Origin of the sequence: Brevibacillus sp. NSP2.1, assembly GCF_000470975.2 — a bacterium.
GTDB lineage: Bacteria > Bacillota > Bacilli > Brevibacillales > Brevibacillaceae > Brevibacillus > Brevibacillus agri.
In genome coordinates, this window is record NZ_CP048274.1 from 1,477,108 (window position 1) to 1,494,489 (window position 17,382).

A 17,382-nucleotide genomic window follows, 5' to 3' on the forward strand; every position below is an offset into this window, starting at 1 on the left:
GAATCATGAATCAGCTTCGAGACAAACTTGTGGCGGCCGCAGAACGGCTGCGCCGCGCAAGCCATGAAATCGTTTCCGTACCAGGGATGCAACAACAGGCGCAGGCGATGCAGGAGCGGGCAGAGCGCCTGACCGCCAACCGCTTCACGGTCGCCTTGTTCGGCGCATTCAGCGCCGGAAAATCTTCTTTTGCCAATGCGTTGATGGGCGATCTCGTCCTGCCTGTATCGCCGAACCCGACGACGGCGGCGATCAACAAAATCATGCCGCCAAGCGCGGAGCACCCGCACGGCACGGTGCGCGTGGTGCTGAAACAAAGAGACGCGGTGGAGCAGGACGTGCTGCGCTCGCTCGCCGTTTTTGGACTGCATGCCGCAAGCCTGGAAGGCGCGCTGTCCGAACTGAACAAAATTGACGTGGCGCAAATTCCGCCGACAGCGAAGCCGCACTACACGTTTTTGAAAGCCGTCACGAAAGGTCTTCCCGAGATGGACACGCATCTGGGCGGAGAGCTGATCGTGGACATGCAAGCATTTAAAAGCTTCGTCGCCAAAGAAGAAAAGGCTTGCTTTGCCGAATACATCGAGCTTTTCTACTCTTGCCCGCTCACCGATCAGGGCATCGTGCTGGTCGACACGCCAGGGGCGGATTCCATCAATGCCCGCCATACGGGTGTGGCGTTTGAATACATGAAAAACGCGGACGCTGTCCTGTTCGTCACGTATTACAATCACGCGTTTTCCCAGGCTGACCGCGAGTTTTTGCTGCAAATGGGCCGGGTCAAGGACACGTTCGAGATGGACAAGATGTTTTTCATCGTCAATGCGGCTGACCTCGCCGCTTCGGAAGAGGAGCTGCAGGGTGTCATTGCGCACGTAGAGAAAAACTTGCTCACCTGCGGCATCCGCCTGCCGCGCATTTATCCGGTATCCAGCCAGACGGCGCTTTTGGCGCGCATGCATGAAAAAGGCAAGCTGGCGGCTTCGGCGGAAAAAGTGTACCGTCAGCGCACGCAAACGGCAGAAGGCGCTCCGCTCATGCCGGCAGAGGAAGCGTTCAAGCTGTCAGGCATGGCCGCTTTTGAAACAGCGTTTCTCCGGTTCACGATCGACGAGCTGACACAGATTGCCGTGAACGCAGCGATGGGCGAAATTCGCCGCGCTTACGACACGTTGACCGAGTTCATGCGCATGGCCCAGTCCGGTGAAGACGAGCGGCTCGCCCGCAAGGAAGCGGCGAGCAAGGCCCAGTCGGATGCGTTGGCTGCCGTAGCGGCTCTGTCTACCGCTTCGTACGAGCGCGACCTGACAAAAGAGCGCGAGGAACTGCTCTACTACGTCAAGCAGCGGCTGTTTTTCCGCTTCAACGAGCTGTTCAACTTCGCCTTTAACCCGGCGGTTCTCAAGGAAGACGGGCGCAGCATGAAGCAGGCGCTCCAGGGCTGCCTGACCGATCTGCTGCGCTCGATCAGCTACGATCTGGCACAGGAGCTGCGCGCCACCACACTGCGCCTGGAAAAGTTCCTGAGCAAGCAGGGAGCCGCGCTCGTTTCCGCGTGGCAAAAAGACGTGCACGCCTACGCAGCAGGTTTGACGCTGGCGCCGTACCAGCAGCGCCAGGTCGAGACGCTCGCCTTTGCCGAGGAGCTGCCGGTGTCTGTTGAGGCATTCCAGCCAGCGCTTGGGCTGTTCAAAAACACGAAAGACTTTTTTGAGCAGGACGGCAAGCTGAAGCTGCGCGAAGAGCTGGAAAAGCGCATGCAAGAGCCGGTAGCGGCTTACGTCGCGACCGGAAGCGAGCAGCTTGGCGAGCAGTTCAGCGCGCTGTTCAGCGAGATGGTCGCGACAGAGCGGAACCGGGTTGTCGAGCAGATTAACGAATACTTCACAGGGCTGTTTGCCGCGCTGGATATGACCGTGGATCTCGAAGAGCTGGGAGCGAAGGTAAACCGCGTGGCCGCGGAACTGGAGTAACCGCTTGTGAAGCGATAGAAAAAAGAAGGCAGCGCACGCTTTTCGTCAGGCAAGGGACGGGCGTGGCTGCCTTTTTTTACGTGCAGCTAAGACGGCGCCAGCGGCTTGGCGCAGCCAAATTTTGTCATGCGGTCCGAATCTGTCGGAACAAGAACCGCTGCGGGCGGGTAAGCAAGCTTGGCGCACAGCAACGGTTGCTCGTGCGAGGGCCTGACAAATAGCGGCCAAAGCTTTAACCGCAACGAAAAAAACGCCCAAGCATTTGCACGGGAGGCAAAGCGTGGGCGTTTTTTGCTTGGGCCAGTTTTATTCGCTTGCTTTTTTGTACTGGTCAAACTGGGCAGCCACTTCCTTGGACGGTTCGCTGGTCAGCTTGCTGACGATAAGGATGGCGAGCAAGCTTGCGGCGAAGCCCGGAACCATTTCGTACAGGAAGTCTTTCAGCACATCGAAGCGCGTCCAGACGATGACGGTGACGGCTCCGGCGATCATGCCAGCGAGCGCGCCCCATTTGTTCATCCGCTTCCAGTAGAGGGACAGCAGGATGACAGGACCGAACGAAGCGCCGAATCCGGCCCAGGCGTAGCCGACGAGGTCGAGGATCGTATCGTTTTTGTTCAGCGCCAGCAAAAAGGCGATGACGGCGACGATCAGGACGGAGAGGCGGCCGACGGCGACCAGCTCTTTATCCGAAGCCGAGCGCTTGAGAAACGTTTTGAAAATGTCTTCCGTCAGCGAGCTGGAGGTTACGAGCAACTGGGAAGAAATCGTGCTCATGATCGCAGCCAAAATCGCAGCGAGCAAAAAGCCGGTGATGAGCGGATGGAACAACACAGTACCGAGCTGGATAAAGATCGTTTCCGGGTCGGCAATCGTCCAGCCTTGCTTCGCGAACAGCGCAATCCCGATCAGTCCGGTAAACATGGCGCCAGCTACGGAGAAAATCATCCAGCCCATTCCGATTGAACGCGCTTTCTTAATTTCTTTTGTAGAAGTAATCGCCATAAAGCGGACGATGATGTGCGGCTGTCCGAAGTAGCCGAGCCCCCAGGCGAACAAGGAAATAATTCCGAGCAGACTTGTATCTTTGAAAATATCGAGCAGGGACGGATCGACCGAGCGAATGGTCGTAAACGTTTCGCCCACGCCGCCAACGGTCAAGATCGTGACGAGCGGCACCATGATGAGGGCAATGACCATAATCAGCCCTTGCACGGCATCGGTCCAGCTTACGGCGAGGAAGCCGCCAAACAGCGTGTACGCGATGGTAACCAGGCCAACTACCCACAAGCCTGTACGGTAGTCCATGTCAAACGTGTTTTCAAACAGGACACCGCCGGATACAAGGCCAGACGAGACGTAAAACGTGAAGAAGATCATGATAACGAGTGCCGAGACAAGGCGCAGCATCCGGGAGCCATCACCGAAGCGGTTTTCCAGGTAAGCCGGGATCGTAATGGAGTTGTTGGCTACCTCCGTGTACGTGCGCAGACGCGGAGCCACGTACAGCCAGTTGGCATACGCACCGAGTGTCAGACCGATGGCGATCCAGGAGGCGCTAAGGCCTGTGGCGTACATCGCACCGGGCAATCCCATCATCAGCCAGCCGCTCATGTCGGATGCGCCAGCGCTGAGAGCGGTTACAGTTGGTCCGAGTGACCTGCCGCCGAGCATGTAGTCACTCAAGTTGGAGGTACGCTTGTAGGCATAATAGCCGATGAGCAGCATGCCTACCATGTACACAATGATGGACGTGAGCAGCATATTCATGGATAGCACCTCTTGTTCAGTTCAATATTGCTAAAAGTAATAGTGACGTCTTACACAATATCATGCCCAGATATGAAAATCTACAAAAAAACACAGAAAATTTAGTAGAAAAACAATAAAAAGTTTTTAATCGAATTAAAAAAACCCGCGATTTTACCATCGCAGGTTCAATTTTCTATTTTATCCTTTTTTTACTGCACTTGAATCTGTCCATTGCCGTCAAGAGTCACCTTGAACTCCTTCACGACAGTAGGCTCTGCACCCGGGTTGTTCAAATCGTGTTTCAGCACTTGAAAAGACCCGTCGCCAGCGAGCTTGCCTGTGTATTCCACTCCGAACAGTTCGGACTTGTAAAAACTGAAGTTGGCCAGCTCAGTCTGCTGCAACTGGTCGACGAGCAACTGTCCGTCACCGCTGAACATGGCGTTGCGCAGAGGCTCAGAGGATTCGTATTTTTGCTGGAGATAAGTCTTCAATTGCTGGGCGATTTCCGATTCTGCGAGCTGCTTGCCCGCTTCCACCGCCTGCTTGCCTACCTCGATGGCCTGTTTGCCCGTTTCTACTGCCTGTTGCGCTGTCTGTACGCCTTCGGAAATTTCCGAGCAGGCTGTCAAGAGCAGCGCGCAGCCGAGAATCCATGCTTTTTTCATGTTCGTGCTCCACCCCTTCCTTGCACTCTTGAATCGTACTTTATTTATTTTACTGTATATCCACTTTCGGCGCATCCGCATATGATGAGGTAAGCGTAAGAGCTGCACTGATTACAGGGAGGAAGCGCAATGATTCAAGGGAAAGTAAAATGGTTCAGCAAGGAAAAAGGATATGGATTCATCGAGCGGGATGGAGGCCCTGACGTGTTCGTGCACTATTCGGCGATCACGGGCACAGGCTACCGGAATTTGGAGGAAGGCGAGCAGGTCGTGTTTGAGATTGTGAATGGACAGCGGGGATTGCAAGCGGCAAATGTCGCGCGCAAAATCGTCTAGGCAAGAACAGAGCTTATACTGTAGCCTGTAAAAACAGCAGATGACCGATCCGTCATCTTTTGATTCCAGACGCCGTCACACCCGTAAGGGCAGACGGCGTCTTATTGTTGGCAGACCGTTCTTCCAGGGGGGGTTTCCCCCGCAGGGAGTGCAAGTCCTACAGGTTGTAGAGAAAGACGGCCAAGGCGATGACGAGCATCGACGTAATACACCCGTATATGAGCAGCAGGTTGCGCGAACGCTGCTTGAAGCTGCGCTGCTTGGCTTCCACAGGCTTCAGACCGATGAGAAACGTCCCGACGAACGCAAAGACAACGAGGATGATGACGGCAACAATAAAGGGAAAAATAGTCATGACGGACCAATCGTCCTTTCTGTATCACACAGTCATCCTGTGAGGCACACACAAGGATGCAGATGGTTGGTAAGGTATCTGCTTCGATCATATACCGTCCTATGCAAAAAGTGGCCATCCACTTTGCGGTTTTTTTGCTCATCCACTTGCGGTAAATGCTTCTGCAAAACGCTCGACTGCGGCAGGAATTTGTCCGAGAGAGGCTCTTCCGAACGTAAAGCGCACATGCCCCGGCGCTGCTCCGAACAGATGGCCGGGCACGAAGACGACGCCCCGCTTGACGGCTTCGGTCAGGAGCTGCTGCTCGCTCCATGTTCCGGCAAAGCGGCACCAGAGATGGATGCCGCCTTGTGCTCCCGCCATGTCGACCTGTTCGCCGAATGTTTCTTGCAGCGAAAAAAATAGCTGGTCGTGACGGAGGGCAAGCTGCGTGCGCAGCCGATCGACGTGCCGGGCAAACTCGGCGGAAGCCAAAAAGCGGTCGGCCAGCCATTGCGGGAAAATGCTGTGCCCGAAGTCAAACTGCTGCTTCGCGTCCGCCAGCCGCTCGATGACGGTCTGCGGGCCGACAATCCAGCCGATGCGCAGGCCGGACGCGACGATTTTGGTCAGCGAGCTGATGTACAGGACTGTGCCGTGCTTGTCCAATGATTTGAGCGTAGGGATCGGTTCTTTGGAAAAAGCGGTCAGGCTGTAAGGATCGTCCTCGATGATCGGAATGCCGTTTTCAGCGGAAAAAGCGAGCAGTTGCTTCCGGCGGGCAAGCGACAGGAGCGTCCCGGTCGGATTTTGGAAGTTCGGGTTGAGAAACACCATTTTGATCCGATGCTTGCGGTGCAGTTCGGCGAGTTGGTTCGGGTCGATGCCATGCCGCTCGACGGGAAGCGAAAAGGTGCGCAAGCCAGCCGAGTGAAACAGCGGCAAGGAATGGCAGTACGAAGGCGTCTCGATCGCTACGGCGTCGCCTGGTTTGAGCAGGCATTGCACGACGAGGTGCAAGGCTTGCTGCGCCCCGGAAGTAATCATGATCGAGGTGGCGGGCGCTTCGATGCTGCGCCATTCTTGCATATGGCGGCCCAGCGTCTCGCGCAGCGACCAGTTGCCTTGCGGATGCTCGTAGCCGAGGTGAGCGGGAAAGTCATCCGGGCTTATCAACTGTCGCAGCGTATCGCGGGGAACGAGATCAGGCGAAAGCTCGCCGCTCGCCAGGTCGATCAGTTCGTTTTCCTGCGTTTCTCTGCGGATTTTCCGGATGAGCGGCAGATTGGGGCGAAACGATCCGGTCTCGGTCAAATGCCGCCAGTTCGGGACCCGCGTGCGAGCCAAGCCCCAAATGTCCTGGCTGACGAGCGTTCCGCTCCCTTGCCTGCGCTCCACGATCCCGGCCGCCTGCAGCTCGTCGTAGGCGGCGACAATCGTCGAACGGTTGACGCCCAGCTCTTTTGCCAGCGAGCGCTCCGAGGGCAGGCTGCTGCCCGGGCCGAACTCGCCGCTGCTGATGCGCTGCTCGATCTGCTCGGCAATTTGCTTGTATAACGGCTTTGTTTTTGTCCCTGTCGTCTTGTCGTCCATGTCCATCCTGCTTTCTGTGCGTGTTCAAATTCCGTGGCAGAAGTTAAAATCATCCAGCTCATTATACCATTGATCGAATCTTGGCTTTCAATTTTGACACGGTTTGTTTAGTATAGAGGACGAAGGAGTTGATGGGGTTGAAACAATATTTAGACTTGTGCCGACGCATTTTGGCTGAAGGCGTCACGAAAGAAGACCGGACAGGCACAGGTACGATGAGCGTTTTCGGGCATCAGATGCGTTTTGATTTGAGCGAGGGCTTTCCGTTGGTCACGACGAAAAAGCTGCATATGAAATCAATCATTCACGAGCTGTTGTGGTTTTTGTCTGGAGACACCAACATTCGCTACCTCCAGGAAAACGGGGTGCGAATCTGGAATGAGTGGGCAGACGAGAACGGCGATTTAGGCCCGGTGTACGGCAAGCAGTGGCGTTCCTTTACCGGGCGCGACGGCAAGACCGTGGACCAAATTCAATGGGTGGTGGAGGAAATCAAAAAAAATCCGGACTCCCGCCGTCTGGTCGTGAGCGCGTGGAATCCGGCGGACTTGGACGAGATGGCGCTGCCGCCGTGCCATTTGCTGTTCCAGTTTTACGTGGCGGACGGCAAGCTGTCGTGCCAACTGTATCAGCGCAGTGCCGACACGTTTTTGGGCGTGCCGTTCAACATTGCTTCCTACGCGCTGTTGACGCACATGGTGGCACACGTCACCGGGCTCAAGGTCGGCGATTTTGTCCACACGCTGGGCGACGCGCACCTGTATGTGAACCATATCGAGCAGGTGAAGCTCCAGCTCACGCGCGAGCCGAAGCCGCTGCCCAAGCTGAAGCTCAATCCGGCGGTCACGTCCATTTTTGACTTCACGTATGACGATATCGAAATTGTCGATTACGAGGCGCATCCGCACATCAAGGGCGAGGTGGCGGTATGATTAGCCTGATTGTGGCCTACGCGAAAAATCAGGTGATCGGCAAAGACGGCGACATGCCGTGGAGCCTGCCAGCCGACTTGAAAAACGTCAAGGAGATCACGACCGGCAAAACGATTGTCATGGGCAGGAAGACGTTCGAGTCGATCGGCAAGCCGCTTCCGAACAGGCGAAACGTCGTGTTGACCCGCAGCCGGGCCTTTCACCCGGAGGGCGTCGACGTCGTGCACACAAAAGAAGAGGTGCTCGCGCTGGGCGACGTCATCATTTTTGGCGGTGCCGAGATTTACCGCCAGTTTCTGGATGTCGTGGATCGGCTGTACATTACGGAAATTGATCTGGAGACGGAAGGCGACACGTTTTTTCCGGCCTGGGACCGCGACGCGTTTGTGCTGGTGGACAAGCGCGAGGGCGTAGTGGACGAGAAAAACGCGCATCCGCATACATTTTACGTGTACGAGCGCAAAAAATAGATGATCGGCGATCATATAGAAAAAATGCCTCCTGTCAGTCAGGAGGCATTTTTGGTTTGGCGGCGCGTTCAGATAGCTCCAGATAGGCGTCACGCAGCCACGGATGCACGACGCGGAGCTTGTCGCGCCGCTCCCACAAATACGCCAGATAGACGAGCGCGGCGCACTCCAGCGAATCGTCCAGCGCCGCGAGCAACGGCTGGAGATAGGGGGGGGTGCCCGGCTGATCCCACTTGATTTTGTCGGCCACAAAAAGGACGAGGTCCAACGGCTTTGCGCCGGCCTTCAATGTCGTGTGGCAGCCGATAGCAGATAAAATGTCTGCATCCGAAACCGCAAAAAGCTCGCGGGCTATGACGACGGACAGCTTTTGGTGCACGATCATCGGAAATTGTTCTTCCTCTGGCAGCACGTCCACCCCTGCCAGCCTCGCTACCTCGATCCTCTGGCTGTTCGGAAAAATCGCGCTGCTGTCGTGCAAAAGCCCTGCCGTGACGGCGGCTTGCCGATCCACGCCGAAGCGGATCGCCAGCCGTTCTGCCTCCTGGGCAACCAGTACGGAGTGCCGCGCTGTTTCGGTGCATCCGTGCAAGCGAAAGAGGCTGCAAATATCGCGAGCCAGGCTATCTGTACGTTCCCATTCTTTTGTCCACGCTGCCAAAAGCGTCATGGGCATTCTCCTTTTGCCGAACAGGCTGGACTCCCAAAAGGGGCAAGACTTTTCGCGCGAAAAATCAGTATATTCCTATTGTACAAACAAAAGACGGCGCGTGTCGAGCTTTCCCTCTCCCCAAGACATATCGCAGCCGCCTTTCGCATACAAACAGTAGAAAACGGGTGGACAAACCGCGGGAGGAATAGGATGAAGGTCGACTTTCACGTGCATCTGGAAGAAGGGCCATACTCGCTGGACTGGCTGGTCGGGCAGGCTTGCGCGCTCCGGCCGTTTTTGGACGAAAAGGAGGAGAGCGAAAGCCGAGGCTGGGCCAACGAACTGGTCAAAGGGCTTGCCCAAAGGCTCCAAAACGGCCCGTACTCCAGAGAGTGGCTGGACTTGTATCGGGCGCGGGCCAAGCAGGCAGGAATCGTGCAAGTGTGTGTAGCGGAGCATCTGTACCGTTTTGCGGAGTACCGCCCCTACTACGAGCGGTATGTTCGCGTAGGCGACGACCGCCTGGGCAGGGCGCAGCGGCGCTGGCTTGCGCAGATGGCCAACGATTCGCTTCCGGCCTACGTCGCGTTTCTGGCGGAAGAGCGCGAGCGATGGGCGGAGGACGGCCTTGCGCTGCGCATCGGGATTGAGCTAGATTATTTTCCGGGCGGGGAAGACGTGCTGCGTGAAGTGAGCGGGCAGTATCCGTGGGACGTGTGCATGGGAGCGGTCCATTTTCCCGGGGGATGGGGCTTTCCGGTTCGGGACGTCCAGGAGCATTGGGAAAGGGTGGCGCCAGCGGGCTTGTACAGCAGCTATTTCGATGTGCTGGAACAGGCGATCGAAAGCGGCCTGTTCGATGTCATGGTGCACCTCGACGGGATCAAAGCATTCGGGCCGAAGCCGGACGAGACGGCGCTCTTGCCTTATTACCAGCGGATCGCCCGGGCGCTGCGGCGCAAAGACATGGCCGCCGAGCTGAACGCCGGGTACGTGCGCGGCCAGTCGCTGCGCGAGTTTTCCCCGAGCTTTCGCTTTTTGCAAATTCTCGCGCAGCACGAGGTGCCGATCACGCTGTCTTCGCATGCGACCGCTCCCGATCAGGTGGGGCAGCATCTGGCCGAGGCGCGGGCGCAGTTGAAGCGGGCAGGCTTTGCCGCTGTCGCCGTTTTTGCCGACAGAAAAAGGAGCGAGCTTGCGATTAGCTGAGGGAGCTTCCCCATTGTGGGCGCATTTTTGCTATGATAAAGACAGGCATAAAAAAAGTGCACCCAGTGGGAGGAGAAAAACAGATGTCCTTGCAGGAACAACTGAAATCGTTACTCAAAGAGGTGGAGCCGCAAATCATTTCGTGGCGCCGCCATCTTCACCAATATCCGGAGCTTTCCTTTCAGGAGGAAAAGACGCCGGCGATGATTGCGGAAATCTTGAGAAATCTGAATTTTGACGAAGTGCGGACAGGAGTAGGCGGCCGCGGAGTGATCGGAGTGCTCAAGGGCAGCCGTCCGGGCAAGGTCGTCGCGTTGCGCGCCGATTTTGACGCGTTGCCGATTCAGGATCAAAAAGACGTTCCGTACAAGTCAACTGTTCCTGGGGTCATGCACGCATGCGGCCACGACGCCCATACCTCCCAGTTGCTGGGGCTGGCAAGCGTACTCGCTTCGCACCGCGACCAGTTCGCCGGAGAGATTCGCTTTTTGTTCCAGCATGCGGAGGAAGAATCTCCGGGCGGCGCGATTCAAATGACGGAGGACGGGGCAGTCGACGGCGTCGATGCAGTGTTTGGCGTCCATCTCTGGTCCATGCTGCCAGTAGGCAAAGTGTTCATCAGCGGCGGCCCGATCATGGCGAACACGGATGACTTCGTGATCGAGATCAAAGGGCGGGGCGGCCACGGCGCTGTTCCGGAGGAAACGGTCGACTCCATCGTGATCGGCTCGCAAATCGTCGGGAATTTGCAGACGATCGCCAGCCGCAACGTCAGCCCGCTGGAGAGCGTCGTCGTGACGGTCGGTACGTTCAATGGCGGCGACAACAACAACATTATTGCAGATGGCTGTCGCCTGACGGGAACCGTGCGTACGTTTTTGCCGGACGTGCGGGATCGCGCGGAGCAGCGCCTCGGCGAAATCGCCATCGGCACGGCGAAGATGATGGGCGGCGAGGCGAAAGTATCGTACGAGCGCGGCTACCCGGCTGTCATCAATCACGAAGAGGAAGCGCAGCTCGCCCGCGAGGCGGCAGTGGCGGCGTTTGGCCCTGAGCGCGTGGAGCCGATGAAGCCGCTGATGGGCGGAGAAGATTTCTCATACTACCTGGAAAAGGTTCCTGGCGCCTACCTGTTTGTCGGGGCGGGCAATCCGGAAAAGCTGGCGAACTACCCGCACCACCATCCGCGCTTTGACATCGACGAGGATTCGATGCTCATTGCCGGAGAGCTGTTGGGACGAACAGCCCTGCTCTACTTGGAAAAGCATCAGGCGTAAACAAGAAGACTTGCAAAGATGCGCTTTTGCCTAGCGGTGGCAAAGGCGCTTTTTTTTGCCTGCTACCATAAACTGATGAAATGAGGCGTCACACACCGCACACGGCATACGGGTGAACAAAGGAGGGACGGCCTCAGTGAGAAAACGGATCGGCATACTGACCTACCGGGGAGAAGCCGGATTTGTCGAACCAGGATTTTTGCGCCGTCTGGTCAAAGAAGGCAACGGCATGGGGGCGGATGTTTTTGTATTCGGGCCGCAGGATGTCCAGTTTTCCAAGCGCAGGATCAAAGGCTTCATCCCCGCCGAAAAAGGCTGGAAGAGTGAATGGTTCGACTGGCCGGACATTGTCATCGACCGCTATCGGTATTACCCGTTGGCGAAGCACAGCCGCTACCTGCCGTTTCGCAAGCAAAACTGGTTCCGCTATGCCAACAGCCGTTTCACGAATAAATTTAATCTGCATCAAATTTTGCAGGTAGATCCGCTTTTGACGAGGTGGCTGCCGGAAACGTTCGCCTACTCCAGAAGCACGCTCGTTTCCATGCTGGCACGCCATCGCCTGGTCTATCTCAAGCCGACAAACGGCTCAGGCGGGCGGAGCATCCTGCGCGTGGAAAAAACCGAAGAGGGCTACTTGCTGCACGGCCGAACCAAGCAACAGGCGAAAAGCAGCGAAAAGCTCCCGTCCATCGCCAAAGTATGCGAGCGGCTGGAGGCGTGGATGGAGCGCGAGAAAAACGGCAGAGAAGACTTTTTTCTGCAACAAGGGCTACAGTTGTCGCTGGTGCCGGGGCGAACCGTCGATGCGCGAGTGCTGGTGCAAAAAGACGGAAAAGGCATCTGGGGGCTGACGGGCATGGGAATCCGCATCGGCTCGACGCGATCCTCGACCTCGAATTTGCACGGCGGAGGCACGGCGATGGCGGCGATCCCTTTTTTGGTCAATCGCTTCGGGCAAGAAGAAGCGAGGCGCATCGTGCTGGAATGCAAAGAGCTCGTCGTGCAAACGGTGGCGCGCATCGAGCAGCACTTCGGGCAGATGATGGAGTTTGGCTTTGATCTCGGCATTGATGTGCACGGCAGGGTGTGGATTATCGAAATCAATCCGAAGCCGGGCCGGGAAATATTCAGGCAGTTGGGAGAGCTTCGCCGCTACCTTCAGGCGGTGCGCCGCCCTTTGGAATACGCTTTGTACCTGATCGAACAGGACGCGCAGCGAAAAGACCAGTCATTCGGTTGAAAAGGCCCTTCTGCAGCTGGAAGGGTCTTTTTTAAACCCTGAGACGCTGTTTGACCGTCGTAAGCCACTTTCGAACATATTTCAAAAAGAAGAAACTGTAAAAAAGGTCTGGAGGAAGGAATGCATTTCAGTGCTATTGCTATATTAACGTGATGGCGGGAGCAGATATGTCGAACAATCGTGAATCTCTCATTTACTAGATTGTCTATTCATGATGATTTGAAATTGCACAATATATTCGTCCAGACATTGGCTTAACACTATAACTTCGCTGTCGGAAATCCCCTTTTCTTGGACCAGTTTCACTAATTGTTCTCGCATTTCCTCTATGATTTCTGATATGTTCTCTTTTTTTCGATTATTCTCTGTCAGATCAGTAGAGGGAACGCTTATTTTTTTCCCCGTATCTACAATCATCAGCTCCCTATTTTTTCAATATAAGGGTACATATAACTATATGTTATTCTGCCAAAAACAAGCAGTTGGGGAATATTGCATAGATATGAAGATTAACATAACCAACGATAGGGGGGAGGGGAAAATATGGATTTTTTTGTCGCGACAAGATATAATTTGTAATAAAATGTAAAAACATGGTCCGAAAGCAGAAATGCAGTCTCTGATTACCTGGAATATATGCTTGTTGTAATAGAAGATGGGGTGCCGTTTCCTGTGGATGATGTCGGAAGAATGAAACCGAGAAGATATTATTTTGAAATCGGTCTCTGGTATTTGACAGGAAAAATTGTATAGGAGTTTGGAAATGGACAATTTAATCATCGAATCTGGGGAGGGCATCGGTTTAATAAAATTTGGCATGAGCAAAGATGAAGTTGAAAAATGCATTCAAAGTTATACTGAAAAGTATCAGAAAGAATATCATATTCAGGACTATTTCAAGGGCTCTTCATGTTGGAATATGATTCTGAAGGTAAGGTTGATTTTATAGAAATTCCTGAGGTTTTAAAGGAAACATTTAACTGCTTATTGATGGGCATTGATGTATTCAACACGAAAGCTGAAGATCTTGTAGAGAAAATTGATGAAATTGCAGAATATGATCGAAATCAATCTGATGGCTATACGTATTTTTTTCCGTCATTAGGGCTCTCTTTATGGAGATCAAAGAGGAATGCTAGAAGATTCGTTTAAAAAGCTAAGTTCAGAAAATCAAGAGGATAAAATAAGACACTTATATTTTGAATCCGTCAGGGAATGTAAATTTTTTGGGGGTAAATGGGTTTTTAACAGATGGAGGGTTCCGTCAACGGCTTTACATGGAGGGGCGGGCATGATAGGCTCGTTTGCCAACGGATAGTGAAGGTCAACTCGACTGCTTGAGTAGCACCTACCTCTCCATCTCACTATGTTGTTTGACTCTGCTATAATGGAACAAAGATCAGTAAGGATTGGCTAATTGAATTTGGAGAGTCGAAAAGTTACCCAGAGACTGACAGGTTCGTGAACATCATACGGCGTTTTCTGGAGTTTATACACGCTACGATTCTTGATGTAGACTCGGTGATCTTTCAAACGGAGGATTCACAAAACGTTTTGCATATCTACCCCAAACCTAATTTTAAGCAACTAAGCGTTCCTCATCGGGAAGAAATTTTTCGTTTACTGGCTCCACATCTTCAGGGAGAGGCTGAGAACGATTTGAAAATTCGTACAGCTTTGGGGGTCTGGACGAGTTTCTTTCTAAAGAATCCACAACATGCTTTTCTTGAAAGTATGGAAAAAGTAATGCGACCATATGAACATAAGGCGAAGAATGATATCATATCGGATCGAGTGGACTTCTTAGCTGGAATGAAAAAGATTGTACACCCTGACCAGGCAAAATTCCCCAATGGAGACGAGAAAAATACTGGCAGATTGCTAAGGGATCAACTTAAGGCTCTACTTAAAGGACCGAGGAAAGCTACTGAACTTAAGTATAATTATATGAGTGATAAAATTGAGAGATGTAAAAATGTCAGGAACTTAGTGATCCATAAGTTACAAGACAGCGATAAAAAGATCGATGTTAATCAAGTCGATTATGATATTTTTAGCACGTTTTTCTTCGAGAGTTTTGCTCACTTAATGTTACTGTCTCTGGAGTCATCTGTTGCGGATAGAACATCAAACCAAGCTTAGTGTGAGAAGCGGTCAATTGGGGTCTCATTGATTAATGTTATATGATTGTGACTAACAGCGGCAACCTAAATTATTCAGGTTGCCGCTGTTAGTTTTCTGATGAAGTTCGCATGGTTATTTCAGATAAAATTGATGGAAAGCTATCAACTCGAAGTAAGGTGAACTATGAACCCGTACACATTAGATGATTCATTACTACAGCAATTCAAACAAGCTGTCTTCGACCATGATGATTTTTTGATTAACGCCTACTGTGACTTCAACGGAGAAAACCGCTGGAACCTGATCTGTTCTGCAAAAGATTGGCTTAGCGTCAGCGTTAATGGTTTACCGTACATCGACTTGAACCATGAAATTGATGACGTTCGTTCACTAAATGTCGCACAGTTAATAATGACTTACGACATAGTTGTCGAGTCAGTAAAGAAGCTGCTTCAGGTATTCGATCTTGAGCATCTGTTAAAAGGTGACAACTCCATCTTTAACAAGCCTGTACCAGATGACAGGTATTTTAAGCAGATACGAGCTTGTTTCGCAGCACATCCGGTAGATTTTGATAGCACTGATGGGGTAAAAGTCAAGGTAAAGGGCAGTAACCAAAAGCCAGAGAGGTATCTCGCTTCTTGGTCTAGCGATGTTGGGGGTAATGCCGATTATTCGGTTTATCTCTACAGCAATAAGCCAGGGTCAGATCCTATCCCCTTCTTGATGAACTTTGCTCAGATCCACGCTTATACAGCTTACAGCACCACAAGAGTTCAATGAACAAGAGCAGGAAGCCATAGCACCGTACCTGCGATTATTGAAACCTCTGGTCGAAGAAATATACCAACGTTGCAAACCATGCGGTATGTGTCAACGCCGACTTTATTTTGACCCACCATCGCTGGTTTAGAACTGACCCACCCGGCGATTTTTTGTTGGTTAGGTAGTAGATTCGGAGAATTTATCAGCCGCCCACACCATGATCGTATTGAATGATTGGAGGTTTTATTGTGATTACTTTTCCATCTGCAATATGGACGTTAATACCGAATCCTAAACCCAATACCAAGCATAATGATAATACAAACCCTTTTACAAATTTCTTCATGTTTTCTCGCTCCTTTCGTCTACAACACTTTGAAAGATCTTTTTCTGTTCATCCGATGCATGTTGAAGATGTGACCAAAACATACCAATACAGCTTTTGAAATAATCAAAGTCCTTGGATGCAGTAGTTAAAATAAGGCACCGTAAAGTTTCATCCAAGCCCTCTGAATACTTCCCTTTTTTAAACAAGTATACCGCTAAATGGTATCTGAAGTGAAGATGATGAATTTTATCAATAACCCCCTTAGCATTTCTAAATCCTTCTATATCTTCTGAAAATCGCTCTAATACTGATTCAACTGGAAAACCAAACTCATTGGCAGACTTGATTATCGTTACCAGACCGGGAAGTATCTCCTTTGGATTTTCGGAAAGGAACTCAAGGTAATCTGACAGAACCTCCGTGTTTCCCATAGACATAGACAAAGTGTATGAGTTAGCTAAAGCCCATAATCGAAGCTTATCAACTTCTGCTTCGCTTTCTTGATCGCGAATTTCAAACCAGCTTAAATCAGCATAGCCATTCGTGTAAATCTTTGATTCTTCATACTTGCCCATATTTTTCAGTGCTACAGCTTTTAAAAGATAACCCTGTCCATAGTACAGAATCAAAGGACGCTCTGTTTTTGGTAATTCACTAGGCTTGTTGTTTTTTCGTCTACGAAGCTCATCTTCATAGACAATTGTTGCTAATTCCCTTAATTCATCAGCGTATTTCCCGACGTCTTCCCACCTGCGCAGGGTGTAACAAATCTTTGCCAGGTGCAATAGCGCATCAAGCTGATGGTTTTCAGGCAACCGCCTTCTATATGGTTCAAAGCGGATAACAGCCTTAAACTTTTCTTCAGAGTTCATCCCTTCGACAGCTCGGAACAGTCGATACTGGCTCATCACAAAGTGATTAGCATAGCTATCCTTTTCGTTATCGATTACGAGCAGATAAAAAGGGATTGACTCCTTCAGTTTCCCTTTTTCAGAAAGCTGCTCGGCTACTGAAAAAAGGATTCTGATATTTTTAGGATTCTCCAGCAGCTTTGAGGCAGTCTCGCTAATACAATCCTGTCGGCCGAGTTCAGCACAGCGAGCCAGATACGGGATAACACGTGGACGGGAAAATTTGTCCTCTGTTATACATTCTTCCGGATACAGTTCGTATAACCATCCTGGCTCGTGCCCAAACGCAATGGCCAGTTGATCCAGTTGGCATATCGTCATGGGACGAGGAGGATTACCATTGAGAATCGTGCTGAGCGTCCCTGAATTAATGCCGGTTAATTCGCTGAGCTTACTAATTGTAAACCCTGTCAGTTTCAAATTCCTTTCGATCTCTGATCGCAATGACGGCTGGACCATTACCCCCATAAGTAACACTCCTCAAATACATGAATTACTGATTTCCTTCTGCCAATTTCTTTGCTCGATAGAAAACGTTATGTACTTAAACTATATATTATATTACTGCGATATCCAGTAAAAGTAAATAAAAGGTTATTTATGGTAAATAAGAAGAGAAGTTATGATGCAGGAAATAAAGGAACCTCTGAAAGTTTCGGAGATCCTGGGCACTACTCGAGCCACGATTGTATACATGTATTGCAAAAAACCCCCCATTTGCCCAAGGGATGCGGCATAATAAAAGTAGCTGTCGCCGCGGGCGGGCAGCGAGCACCATTTCAGCCCCGAGAGCGGCGATCATCACGTAACGAGGA

At 52.0% G+C, this 17,382-nt stretch carries 18 protein-coding genes; 10 read left to right on the forward strand and 8 right to left on the reverse strand.

The features are described 5' to 3' along the window. The first annotated feature begins 5 nt into the window (after positions 1-5). Positions 6-1,973 carry a dynamin family protein gene (locus M655_RS07260; RefSeq protein ID WP_026557817.1) on the forward strand — a complete coding sequence of 656 codons (1,968 nt, stop codon included), beginning with the start codon at positions 6-8 and terminating at the stop codon, positions 1,971-1,973. A 306-nt stretch (positions 1,974-2,279) separates the two neighbouring features. Here the strand turns inward: M655_RS07260 and putP are convergent, their stop codons facing one another. Beyond that, positions 2,280-3,743 (reverse strand): sodium/proline symporter PutP, encoded by a 1,464-nt coding sequence (putP, locus tag M655_RS07265; RefSeq protein WP_025844423.1) that lies wholly within the window; start codon positions 3,741-3,743, stop codon positions 2,280-2,282. A 191-nt stretch (positions 3,744-3,934) separates the two neighbouring features. Beyond that, complete coding sequence (locus tag M655_RS07270) at positions 3,935-4,393, reverse strand: hypothetical protein (protein WP_005831639.1); 459 nt, start codon at positions 4,391-4,393, stop codon at positions 3,935-3,937. A gap of 129 nt (positions 4,394-4,522) precedes the next feature. On the opposite strand from M655_RS07270, the gene M655_RS07275 reads away from it, so the two are divergent. Beyond that, positions 4,523-4,729 (forward strand): cold-shock protein, encoded by a 207-nt coding sequence (locus tag M655_RS07275; RefSeq protein ID WP_005831638.1) that lies wholly within the window; start codon positions 4,523-4,525, stop codon positions 4,727-4,729. Between the two features lie 157 nt (positions 4,730-4,886). Here the strand turns inward: M655_RS07275 and M655_RS07280 are convergent, their stop codons facing one another. Next, positions 4,887-5,084: a hypothetical protein gene (locus M655_RS07280; RefSeq protein WP_005831636.1), complete on the reverse strand. Its 198-nt coding sequence runs from the start codon at positions 5,082-5,084 to the stop codon at positions 4,887-4,889. 138 nt (positions 5,085-5,222) lie between these two features. Beyond that, positions 5,223-6,656: a MocR-like pyridoxine biosynthesis transcription factor PdxR gene (gene pdxR, locus M655_RS07285; protein WP_005831633.1), complete on the reverse strand. Its 1,434-nt coding sequence runs from the start codon at positions 6,654-6,656 to the stop codon at positions 5,223-5,225. A 137-nt stretch (positions 6,657-6,793) separates the two neighbouring features. On the opposite strand from pdxR, the gene M655_RS07290 reads away from it, so the two are divergent. Together M655_RS07290 and M655_RS07295 are read left to right on the forward strand one after the other, a co-directional pair. Next, positions 6,794-7,588 carry a thymidylate synthase gene (locus tag M655_RS07290; protein WP_005831631.1) on the forward strand — a complete coding sequence of 265 codons (795 nt, stop codon included), beginning with the start codon at positions 6,794-6,796 and terminating at the stop codon, positions 7,586-7,588. Beyond that, entirely contained in the window at positions 7,585-8,058 is a 474-nt protein-coding gene (locus M655_RS07295) for a dihydrofolate reductase (protein ID WP_025844420.1), read from the forward strand. Before M655_RS07290 ends, M655_RS07295 begins: the two co-directional genes overlap by 4 nt. A gap of 34 nt (positions 8,059-8,092) precedes the next feature. Here the strand turns inward: M655_RS07295 and yqeK are convergent, their stop codons facing one another. After that, on the reverse strand, positions 8,093-8,728 hold the full coding sequence (gene yqeK / locus M655_RS07300) for a bis(5'-nucleosyl)-tetraphosphatase (symmetrical) YqeK (protein WP_005831627.1): 636 nt from the start codon (positions 8,726-8,728) through the stop codon (positions 8,093-8,095). A gap of 192 nt (positions 8,729-8,920) precedes the next feature. Between yqeK and M655_RS07305 the strand changes: the two genes are divergently transcribed. The 3 genes from M655_RS07305 to M655_RS07315 all read left to right on the forward strand — a co-directional run bounded on the left by M655_RS07305 (position 8,921) and on the right by M655_RS07315 (position 12,439). Next, positions 8,921-9,919: a PHP domain-containing protein gene (locus tag M655_RS07305; protein WP_026557818.1), complete on the forward strand. Its 999-nt coding sequence runs from the start codon at positions 8,921-8,923 to the stop codon at positions 9,917-9,919. Positions 9,920-10,002: 83 nt separating this feature from the next. Beyond that, on the forward strand, positions 10,003-11,196 hold the full coding sequence (locus M655_RS07310; RefSeq protein WP_025844417.1) for a M20 metallopeptidase family protein: 1,194 nt from the start codon (positions 10,003-10,005) through the stop codon (positions 11,194-11,196). 136 nt (positions 11,197-11,332) lie between these two features. Continuing rightward, the gene (locus M655_RS07315) at positions 11,333-12,439 is read left to right on the forward strand and encodes a YheC/YheD family endospore coat-associated protein (RefSeq protein ID WP_005831622.1); all 1,107 of its coding nucleotides are present in this window, start codon (positions 11,333-11,335) and stop codon (positions 12,437-12,439) included. Between the two features lie 189 nt (positions 12,440-12,628). Here the strand turns inward: M655_RS07315 and M655_RS28020 are convergent, their stop codons facing one another. After that, positions 12,629-12,856 carry an aspartyl-phosphate phosphatase Spo0E family protein gene (locus tag M655_RS28020; RefSeq protein ID WP_025847378.1) on the reverse strand — a complete coding sequence of 76 codons (228 nt, stop codon included), beginning with the start codon at positions 12,854-12,856 and terminating at the stop codon, positions 12,629-12,631. Between the two features lie 492 nt (positions 12,857-13,348). Here M655_RS28020 and M655_RS07325 point away from each other — a divergent pair, with 492 nt between their 5' ends. The 3 genes from M655_RS07325 (at position 13,349) to M655_RS07335 (ending at position 15,346) form a co-directional block, all read left to right on the forward strand. Then, on the forward strand, positions 13,349-13,591 hold the full coding sequence (locus M655_RS07325; protein WP_174768813.1) for a hypothetical protein: 243 nt from the start codon (positions 13,349-13,351) through the stop codon (positions 13,589-13,591). 309 nt (positions 13,592-13,900) lie between these two features. Beyond that, on the forward strand, positions 13,901-14,581 hold the full coding sequence (locus M655_RS07330; RefSeq protein ID WP_026557820.1) for a hypothetical protein: 681 nt from the start codon (positions 13,901-13,903) through the stop codon (positions 14,579-14,581). 165 nt (positions 14,582-14,746) lie between these two features. Continuing rightward, positions 14,747-15,346 (forward strand): hypothetical protein, encoded by a 600-nt coding sequence (locus M655_RS07335; protein ID WP_025847384.1) that lies wholly within the window; start codon positions 14,747-14,749, stop codon positions 15,344-15,346. Positions 15,347-15,530: 184 nt separating this feature from the next. On the opposite strand, the gene M655_RS07340 is transcribed toward M655_RS07335, so the two are convergent. Together M655_RS07340 and M655_RS07345 are read right to left on the reverse strand one after the other, a co-directional pair. Next, a complete protein-coding gene (locus M655_RS07340; protein ID WP_155808637.1) occupies positions 15,531-15,674 on the reverse strand; it encodes a hypothetical protein in 144 nt (47 codons plus the stop codon). Further along, positions 15,671-17,035 (reverse strand): helix-turn-helix domain-containing protein, encoded by a 1,365-nt coding sequence (locus tag M655_RS07345; protein ID WP_026557821.1) that lies wholly within the window; start codon positions 17,033-17,035, stop codon positions 15,671-15,673. Before M655_RS07345 ends, M655_RS07340 begins: the two co-directional genes overlap by 4 nt. Between the last annotated feature and the right edge of the window lie 347 nt (positions 17,036-17,382).